Annotated in this window: 7 protein-coding genes; 5 read left to right on the top strand and 2 right to left on the bottom strand. The window is 59.7% G+C overall.

Translation table 11 applies throughout. The features are described 5' to 3' along the window. Positions 1 to 264 precede the first annotated feature (264 nt). The 3 genes from C4334_RS13915 to thiE all read left to right on the top strand — a co-directional run bounded on the left by C4334_RS13915 (position 265) and on the right by thiE (position 1,836). Positions 265 to 426, top strand: a complete 162-nt coding sequence (locus C4334_RS13915) for a hypothetical protein (RefSeq protein WP_352432693.1) — start codon at positions 265 to 267, stop codon at positions 424 to 426. Between the two features lie 437 nt (positions 427 to 863). Further along, positions 864 to 1,205 (top strand): hypothetical protein, encoded by a 342-nt coding sequence (locus C4334_RS13910; RefSeq protein ID WP_352432692.1) that lies wholly within the window; start codon positions 864 to 866, stop codon positions 1,203 to 1,205. After that, positions 1,162 to 1,836, top strand: a complete 675-nt coding sequence (gene thiE, locus C4334_RS13905) for a thiamine phosphate synthase (protein ID WP_352432691.1) — start codon at positions 1,162 to 1,164, stop codon at positions 1,834 to 1,836. Before C4334_RS13910 ends, thiE begins: the two co-directional genes overlap by 44 nt. 223 nt (positions 1,837 to 2,059) lie before the next feature. Here thiE and C4334_RS13900 read toward each other — a convergent pair whose 3' ends face one another. Continuing rightward, the gene (locus C4334_RS13900; protein ID WP_352432690.1) at positions 2,060 to 4,219 is read right to left on the bottom strand and encodes a tetratricopeptide repeat protein; all 2,160 of its coding nucleotides are present in this window, start codon (positions 4,217 to 4,219) and stop codon (positions 2,060 to 2,062) included. Positions 4,220 to 4,746: 527 nt separating this feature from the next. Further along, positions 4,747 to 5,784, bottom strand: a complete 1,038-nt coding sequence (hemB, locus tag C4334_RS13895) for a porphobilinogen synthase (protein ID WP_502943449.1) — start codon at positions 5,782 to 5,784, stop codon at positions 4,747 to 4,749. 235 nt (positions 5,785 to 6,019) lie between these two features. Here hemB and C4334_RS13890 point away from each other — a divergent pair, with 235 nt between their 5' ends. After that, positions 6,020 to 7,738, top strand: coding sequence for an electron transfer flavoprotein-ubiquinone oxidoreductase (locus C4334_RS13890; RefSeq protein ID WP_352432688.1), 1,719 nt, complete (start codon positions 6,020 to 6,022; stop codon positions 7,736 to 7,738). 225 nt (positions 7,739 to 7,963) lie between these two features. Beyond that, positions 7,964 to 8,743 (top strand): type III pantothenate kinase, encoded by a 780-nt coding sequence (locus C4334_RS13885; protein ID WP_352432687.1) that lies wholly within the window; start codon positions 7,964 to 7,966, stop codon positions 8,741 to 8,743. Positions 8,744 to 8,871: the final 128 nt, after the last annotated feature.

The raw sequence follows: 8,871 nt of genomic DNA, 5'->3' as shown, positions 1-8,871 counted from the left end.
AGCCCGTTTCGGACGTTCTAGGGCGGTTCTGTTCCTCTCCTACTTCGGTTCCAAATTCGAAACAGTCACCTTCCTCTGCTGGATCGAGCGCTGGAAGACCAACCGGAAAAACAGATGGCCGACTATCAGTCAAACATGACCTCGTGCAGCAGCTTTTTCTGAACAACGACCGAATCGCTTGCCTGCTCGAACAGCTCGGCAACCACCTGTTCCAAGCGCACATCACCGAGCATCTGCGAGCTGCGCGGTCTGAGCACACCAGCGATGACACCGAAACGGCACGCGCTAGCGACTGCGTATGACGAGCGAGCCGCAACGGCTGAACGCGAAGATTCGGCGCCCGCATCGGGTGATCCGCATTTTCTGAGCGTGGAATCGGCAGAACGGACCGTCGGGGCGTGGCTGATGGATCTGGACGAAGAGTGATCAACGGGCGCTGATGCTTCCAGAGGACCGAGTACTGGGAAGCGTGGACGTGATGATCAGACGAAGATCGATTCAGCCCGAGCTTGGGTGATCCCCATTCGGTTCAAGACTTGCGTGACGATCAGACGCGCGATCGATTCAGCCTTCAAGGCACAGATCGCTGCGTAGGCGACATCGACTTACCAGAAGAGCTTTTACTGTCATACCCTTGAAGCGCTAGCTGCTTTTGAGAGGGAGACTGTCAAGGAGCGTGTGTCGTAAAAAACGGTGGGTGCGTTCTGAAGCGTGTTTGATCGGTGTTTGGCTTCGCTTGATTCGGCGAAAGAGCGAAACCCGTAAGCCCCACGATCGGCTTATGATCGATTTTGGCTCGTCGCTCACCTGCCAAAACGGTGGACGAACGACGCCGTTTTATGCCATCATCGAAAACGGGGAAAATGGCTGCAAGAGTAACCGTCATCTTTTACATCATTTTGAGTCTTGAAGTGGGGCTCGCGCTCGTCTTGTTGCCCTGGGTTCAGCCGTTCGGTCTCGGCGATTGGGGCGACAATTACCTGCTGTTCTACGCGGCGCAGAAGACCGGTCTTACGGGTTTGCAGCAGGTCATCGCTTCGGGTTGGGTGCGCGGGGCCGTGACCGGACTCGGCATCGTCAACCTGTTAATGGCCGTCTGGGAGATGTTTCACTTTCGGCAGACGGTGCGTTTGCTACAGGAAGAACAAGCGCGCGCCAAAGATGCTGCTCAAGCTTCCCATTATCTACCTCGTCACCAGCGGTGAACTGCGCGACGATGCCGCTCCTACCGAAACGGCACGCACGCTCGACTTGGTCCTTCGCGCGACGCAAGCTGGGATCACAGCCGTACAGCTTCGCGAGAAAAACCTTTCGGGGCGCGCTCTCTATGAGCTTGCGCGTCAAGCAGTAGGCATTACGCGCGGCACGGCGACCCGTTTGCTCGTCAACGATCGCGCTGACATCGCGCGCGCAGCGGAAGCGGATGGCGTTCATTTGACCGCACGGTCAATGCGTGCCCGCGTCATCCGCCAGCTCTTCGGCGAACGCTTCCTCATCGGCGTCTCAACCCATTCGTTCGACGAAGCGAAGCGCGCGCGCGACGAAGGCGCAGATTTCATCCTTTTCGGTCCCGTTTTCGATACGCCGCAAAAGCGGCTCTACGGGCCGCCTCTCGGATTGGATCTTTTACGCGAAATAACCACAGCGCTCGACCCATTCCCGGTGGTGGCCATTGGCGGCATCACCGAGGAGAACATCGCTCGCGTTTTTGAAGCGGGCGCAAGCGGCGCCGCCGCGATCAAGCTCTTCTCGACCGCGGATGATCTGTGTGCGCTCGTCGGGCGCATCATAGACATGTGGCGTGCGCTGCCGAAGTCGCCACAAGACAAGCAATGAGGGGAAGCTGCTTGCACTTTACATATGGGTGCGCGTGAACGAGCGCTGGCCCCGCGCCGAGGTCAGGCTCGGACGCTGCTTGCACTTTAAATGTGGGTGCGCGGGAGCAAGCGCTGTCTTGCGATGGGAAAAGGCGCTCGACAAGGGCGTCACGTTAAATCCTCGGCGCGCCAACGGCGGCTTGGCGTTGCGCTGCGTCCCGTGCCATTTGAGACGAGCCGCGCTACTTAACCACTTCGCGTTGCTCTTGCAATCTGCGCAGGCGTTCGGCCACGCCGCGGTACGAGACGTTGATCCCGTAGACTTCGGAGAAGATCTCGATGGCGCGTTCGATATCGCCCATCTGCTCATAAGCGTTGCCGAGTTCATAACGCAGCGCTTGATATTCGTCCTCGGAGTGGCCCGGCGCGTCGAGTCCGCGGCGGAACCACATGACGGCTACGCGCGGCATGCCTTTTTGCATGAAGCAGTGGCCCAAAAGGTTGCAGCATTGCAAGTAGCGCGGCGTACCGTCTTGCGGAGAGACGAGCGCGACGGCTTTTTGAAACTCTTCGATGGCTTCGTCAAGCAAGTCCATCTCTTTGTAGGCGACGCCTAAATTGTAGTGCGTTTCGTAGTCGGACGGGGCAGCGGGCGGTTCTTCTTCGCCGAGTTCGTTGCGAAACTCTTCAATGAGCGCAGCGAATCCCGAATCGATTCGGTGGTCACCGTTTGAAGAAGCGAGCGCTTTCTCATGCGGCGAAGAGCCGACAGTGCGGTCTTGCGTCGAGCCGAAGCTGTCTTCGGCGATGGCGACGTCGATGACGCTAGCTTGCGCTTCGATCTCCGCCATGCTCGGTTCGACGTGTGCATCGACCGCGACCTGCGCGCTGACCTCGAAGCTTTGCTCCGCTAACTCTTCGGCGGCGTTTCTCAGTCGGCTGCGCCGTTCGGCGATGCTCGCATGCGGGCCGAATTGCTGTTCGAGCATCTCGAGCGTCGAACGCGCGATGTCCAGATAGCCCTGAGCGAGATAGAAGTCGACGCTCTCCAGTTCCTGCAGAAGGAACTGTTCGCGGCGCGCTCTTTCGCTCGCGCCGAGCGCTGAATCGAAGCGATCCGTCGTCGGGACGATTCCGTTCCACTCGATGGCAGCGGGATCAGAAAGCGCAAGCTCGTCTTGAAAAGGCGAAGCCGGTATCTCGGCTCCGAAAGCAGTCGCTTCAAACTCGCTCACGCCTTCATGCCGCAAGTTGTTGTTGGTTGTTTGGAGCGGCTCCTCAGTTAGCAGGCGACGGAGGTGGTCGCTTGCTGCACGCACTTCCTCTTCGAGTCCTCGTTCGCGCGCCGCTTCGATCATTCGCTCGAGCGTTGCCCGAAGCTTCGCGTCGTCGCGTTGCCATGTGTGGATGCGCACCAGAAGACGCAGCGCTTCGATCTGGTCGGGATCGCGCTCGAGCGCTTGGTCGAGAAGCGCGGCCAAGATCTCTTCGTCGCGCGCGGCAAGGGCTGGTTCCACGGCCTGCGCGAGCAAAGCTACAGCGCGGTTCGTTTCGCCGCGGTTGATAAAAGCGCGGGCGACTTCGATCAAAGTCGTGTAGCTATGCGTCTCGCGTTCGAAGAGCTCTCTGGCAACGCGCTCGGCTTCGTCCAAATCCTCGGCTTCGAGTCGCACGCGGACGAGCATGGCGCGCAGTTCGTCGTTCTCCGAGTCATCAGCGATGGCGCGCTCCAGCAGTTCTGCTGCATCTTCCGGCGTGCCGCGCGCACAATGGGCTGCAACCATGCCAGCCAGCGCCTCTTGATTGAGCGGATCGAGTCCGTAGGCTTGCGTGTAGGCGCTGAGCGCTCGTTCGTGATCGCCGCGCGCGAGAAGATTGGCCCCAGCCTGAGTGTAGGCTTCGGCGGCGTCGAAGCGCAGCCCTTCGTGTTCGTAACTTTGGGCGAGTTTGAGGCGTATCTCGGCGTTCTGTGGGTCGAGATCGGCGATGCGGCGCAAGACGTCGAGCGCGCGACGCCTCTGACCGGCGCGCATGTAAGCATCGGCCATGCTCAAATATTGCGTGCGCGCCTCAACGAACAGCCCCTGTTGTTCGTAAAGTGCCCCGAGCTTGTCGGCGACATCGAGCGCTGATGGATCGAGCCGCTGAATCTTCTTGTACATCGCAATAGCTTTCAGCACGAAGCCTTGCGAGCGGTAGTGCTCGGCCACAGCCGTGAAACAACGAATGGCATCGGCCTTTTTGTCTTCGCGCACGTATAGGTCGCCGAGCGTGTTGAGGGCGGCGAAATCCTTTGGATCGTGCTCGACTATGCGCCGATACTCAGCGATCGCCGCTGAGATCTTGCCTTGCGCGAGATGTTTTTCCGCCGTGCGAACGGCCTTTGATTTATCGAAACCCATGGAAGCTCGCTTTGTAGATGCTGAAAACCTGTATTCCCAGCAGGTCCTGACAAGCAGCCAACGGCAAGAGAGCTGATGGTCGAATCCCCTTTAATGCTTCAAGGGACAACCCACCGATTACGCTAGCACGAGAGTTCCCTTGGTGTCAACAGAGTTTGAGGATTTTAAACAATGTCAGGTCTTCATCCCTTTGGGCGAAAGCGGCGCAGCCTGCGAAGACGAGAAATCTGACCGATGAGTTTCGAGTCGGCATCATTTGGTCTGCTAGAAGTCGTTTGAGAGCTTGCTGGAAGCAAAGGTGCGGGGTTTTCAAACGCCATGCCGGATGCCGACCCGTCGGTGGCATGTTCGATCGGGGTGATAGACGTGACTTGCCCTGTAAGGGCTCGCGCATGGCTCGTTTTGCGGCAAGAGACCAAGAAGAGGGGCTCGCGCATGGTTCGTTTGCGGCGAGAGGCCAATCGGCGAAGCTCTCAGGTGGAACTTATGCGCTAGAAGCGCTCAGGTGGAGCTTTTGTACCATCGGGTCATGATCTGGAAGGTTCGCGCTCGAGCAGCTTGGCCGCTTCGCGAGCGTAATAGGTGATGATGATGTCGGCACCGGCGCGTCGTATGCTCGTCAAGATTTCGAGCGCAGCGCGCTCTTCATCTATCCAGCCGTTGCGCGCTGCCGCCTTGAGCATGGCGTATTCGCCGGACACGTGGTAGGCCGCTACGGGGACATCGAAGCGTTCACGCACGGCACGTACGATGTCAAGATAAGGGGTCGCTGGTTTGACCATCAGGATGTCGGCTCCTTCGGCGTAATCGAGTTCGGCTTCGCGCAACGCTTCGCGTGCGTTGGGCGGATCCATTTGGTAGGCTCGTCGGTCGCCGAAAGTTGGGGTGCTGTCTGCCGCTTCGCGGAACGGACCGTAGAACGCGGAGGCGTACTTGACGGCATACGCCATGATGGCGACGTGCTTGAAGCCGTGTCGGTCGAGCGCGCTGCGGATCGCGGCTACCTGCCCATCCATCATCGCCGACGGCGCGACGATGTCGGCTCCGGCCTCCGCTTGGCTCACAGCCGTGCGCGCCAGTAGCTCTAAGCTCTCGTCGTTGAGCACTTCGCCGTCGCGCACCACGCCGCAGTGGCCGTGCGCTGTGTACTCGCACAAGCACGTATCGGCGATGATCAGCAGATCGGAGACGCGCTTGCGTGCGGCGCGAATCGCTCGCTGTACGATGCCGTCGGGCGCGTAAGCGCCTGAACCGAGTTCGTCTTTGGCTTCCGGTAGACCGAAGAGGATGATCGCTCGCAGTCCGAGTTCGCGCGCCGCTTCCACTTCCCGCACGAACTCATCGACCGAGAGATTGAAGACGCCGGGCATGGAAGCGATCTCGCGCCGGACGCGCTCGCCCGGACAGACGAAGAAGGGAAGCACGAGGGCGTCTCGGTGCAAGCGCGTCTCGCGTGTCAGCGCGCGCATGGTCTCCGTGCGCCGGAGCCTTCGCGGTCGTTGAACAGGGGGCAAGTCTGACTCCTCGAAGTTGAAACGCTCGCTTTCGTTCGCTCGTGATACCATCGGTTACGCGACCGGTTTCAGGAAGATCTCGTCGTGACGAATTCAAATCATACGCGCCCCGGAAGCTGCGGTGCAAATTCGCGCTGTATATGCGGGCAAACGCCACGCCGATCTTCCGCGGGATGATCCTGCGCTCGGACATCGCTACGAGTCGGATCGGTCTTCTGCTATACTCACACTGAATGGCGATTCATTTTTCTCGGTCTGCCGAAAAGAGAGCGAAAGGAGTAGCAGTGTGAGTCGCAAGGTCGAACGCGAAAGCATCGAGATGGATGTCGTCTTCGTCGGAGCTGGTCCGGCTTCGCTTGCCGGAGCGCTACATCTGGCCCGGCTCATCGCCGCGCACAACGAGGCGGTCGAAACCGGCGCAAAGCAAGGGAAGTCGCTCGGCGAGTTGCAGATCGCTGTCATCGAAAAGGGGGCGTCGGTCGGGGCGCACATCCTCTCGGGCGCGGTGATGGATCCGTGTGCGCTGGCCGAGTTGATGCCCGATTATCTCGAGCAGGGTGCGCCGCTCGACGCGCCAGTGACCGAAGACGAGTTCCTCTATTTGACTAAAACCAGAGCCATACGCGCTCCCGTTACGCCGCCGCCGCTACGCAATCATGGTTATTACATCGTCTCGCTCAACAAACTGGTCGCTTGGCTCGGTGAGAAGTGCGAAGAAGCGGGTGTCAACCTCTTCCCGGAATTCCCTGGCGTTGAGGTGCTGTACGACGGCGATGATCGCGTGATCGGCGTGCGCACCGGCGACAAAGGCGTTGATCGCGAAGGCAGACGGAAAGCGAATTTTGAACCGGGTGTGGACCTGCTAGCGAAGGTGACGGTCTTCGGCGAAGGGCCGCGCGGCTCGCTGACTAAACGCCTGATCGAAAGGTTGGGGTTGGATGAAGGACGCGATCCGCAAGTCTATAGCTTGGGCGTCAAAGAGCTGTGGGAGCTGCCCGACGATCGCTATCCGGCGGGTAAGGTGACTCATACGCTTGGGTATCCATCCGACGCGCAAACCTACGGCGGCGGCTGGATCTATGGGATGCGCAATCGCATCATCAGCATCGGTTACGTCACCGGCTTGGACTACCGTGATCCGCTGATCGATCCGCACGCTGAATTCCAGCTCTTCAAACAGCATCCGGCGATCGCGCGTTTGCTCGACGGCGGACGTATGATTCGCTACGGGGCGAAGACGATCGCCGCTGGCGGTCTGCACGCCATGCCGCGCCTTTACGGCGACGGGTTCTTGCTGGTTGGCGATTGCGCCGGCTTTTTGAATGCGCAGCGCTTGAAAGGCATTCACACGGCGATCAAAAGCGGCATGCTCGCTGCCGAAACGGTTTTCGAGGCGTTGCTAGCCGACGACTATTCGGCTCGACGGTTGAGCCGTTACCAACAGCGCATCGAAGGCTCTTGGTTGATGAAGGAGTTGCGCAGCGTGCGTAACTTCCATGCGGCGTTTCGTCAAGGGCGCTGGTTGGGGTTGATCAACGCTGGATTGCAGTTCATCACCGGTGGGCGTGCGTGGGGCATCTTCGATCGGGTGGAGACCGAACCGGGCCACGAAGCGATGCGCAAACTCGCCGAGTTCGGTTACCAAGATGGTTCCATCGAGCAGCGTTACAATGGGTTGCGCTTTGACGGCAAGTTGACCTTCAACAAGTTGACCGATGTCTACTACGCTTCGGTCGCGCACAACGAGGACCAACCGGCCCACTTGCACGTGCTCGATACGAATATCTGCGCGACGCGGTGCGTCGAAGAGTATGGCAACCCGTGCCAGCGTTTCTGCCCGGCTGCCGTTTACGAGATGGTTGATGACGGGCGGGGCGGCAAGCGGCTGCAAATCAATTTCACCAACTGCGTCCACTGTAAGACGTGCGACATCATGGATCCATATCAGATCATCAACTGGGTTCCACCGGAAGGCGGCGGTGGACCGGACTACAAAGGCATGTGACGTGCGCTCGGCGACAACCATGAACGCCGTGCGCAGAAAGTTCCGCGAACGCGGTGGCCAAAGCTGCGCGCGCTTTCGTCGCGAGCCGCAGCATCGCGCGCGAGCCAGCTCTGAAGGCGTAAATTCCGAAGCCCCCTTCGCCGATTTGAAAGCGTCGGTTCCGCTCCGCTGCGAAGCGATTTCATCTCACACGAAGAAAGGAGCTTTCTTCTCCCGACGACCCACATGCTTCTCGTCATCGATGTTGGCAACACGAACACCTCGCTCGGCGTTTATGACGGCGAACGTTTGGTCGCCCACTGGCGCTTGACGACGGCGCGCGCGCGCACCGTCGATGAATACGGCGTGCACGCGCGGAACCTATTCGAGCTGGCGGGCTTGGACTTTCAAGCGATCACCGCAGTCACCATCGCTTCCGTAGTGCCGCCGCTCAACTACGTGCTCAAGCGCATGTCAGAAGTCTATTTCCATCACACCCCGCTGTTCGTCGATCACACGACCGACACGGGCATGACCATCCTCTACGAACCAGCGTCCGACGTCGGAGCCGACCGCATCGTTGATTCGGTGGCGGCTATCGCTAGGTACGGTGCGCCGTGCATCGTGGTTGATTTCGGCACGGCGACGACCTTCGATGCCGTTGATTCTCAGGGGCGTTACCTCGGTGGCGTGATCGCGCCCGGCATCACCATCTCGTCCGATGCGCTCTTCGAACGGGCGGCGCGCTTGCCGCGCGTTGAGATCCGTCGCCCGCGCGCCGTTATCGGCGCATCCACGGTTGAAGCGATGCAATCGGGCTTGTACTACGGTTACGTCGGCTTGGTCGATGGCATTTTGCGGCGCATGTTGCAGGAACTCGGAGCGCAGACGCGCATCATCGCTACGGGCGGTCTGGCCTCGCTCATCGCTACTGGCTCGGAACTGATCGAAACGGTGGACGATACGCTGACGCTCGAAGGCTTGAGGCTCGTTTACGAGCGTAATCGGCAACGAGTGGATACGTAAGCTGCGGGAAAGGGCGGGATTGACTGCAACTGCTCGCGTCGGTTAGGACTTCCACTACTTTCAGGCGGTTCCAACCCGTCTCATCCTCCGGCTGCAACGGTCGGTGGTTGTAGACCGCATAGACGGCG

The sequence above is a fragment of the Pyrinomonas sp. genome (assembly GCF_040289685.1).
Taxonomy (GTDB): Bacteria; Acidobacteriota; Blastocatellia; order Pyrinomonadales; family Pyrinomonadaceae; genus Pyrinomonas.
The sequence above is the reverse complement of the archived record's forward strand: the minus strand, read 5'-3'. Positions and strand labels throughout refer to the sequence as shown.

Bases quoted from the DNA above. Each gene is read 5' to 3' on its own strand.
- thiE (WP_352432691.1), top strand. From the start codon at position 1,162: ATGCTGCTCAAGCTTCCCATTATCTACCTCGTCACCAGCGGTGAACTG.
- C4334_RS13885 (WP_352432687.1), top strand. From the start codon at position 7,964: ATGCTTCTCGTCATCGATGTTGGCAACACGAACACCTCGCTCGGCGTT.
- C4334_RS13910 (WP_352432692.1), top strand. From the start codon at position 864: ATGGCTGCAAGAGTAACCGTCATCTTTTACATCATTTTGAGTCTTGAA.
- C4334_RS13915 (WP_352432693.1), top strand. From the start codon at position 265: ATGACACCGAAACGGCACGCGCTAGCGACTGCGTATGACGAGCGAGCC.
- C4334_RS13900 (WP_352432690.1), bottom strand. From the start codon at position 4,219: ATGGGTTTCGATAAATCAAAGGCCGTTCGCACGGCGGAAAAACATCTC.
- hemB (WP_502943449.1), bottom strand. From the start codon at position 5,784: ATGGTATCACGAGCGAACGAAAGCGAGCGTTTCAACTTCGAGGAGTCA.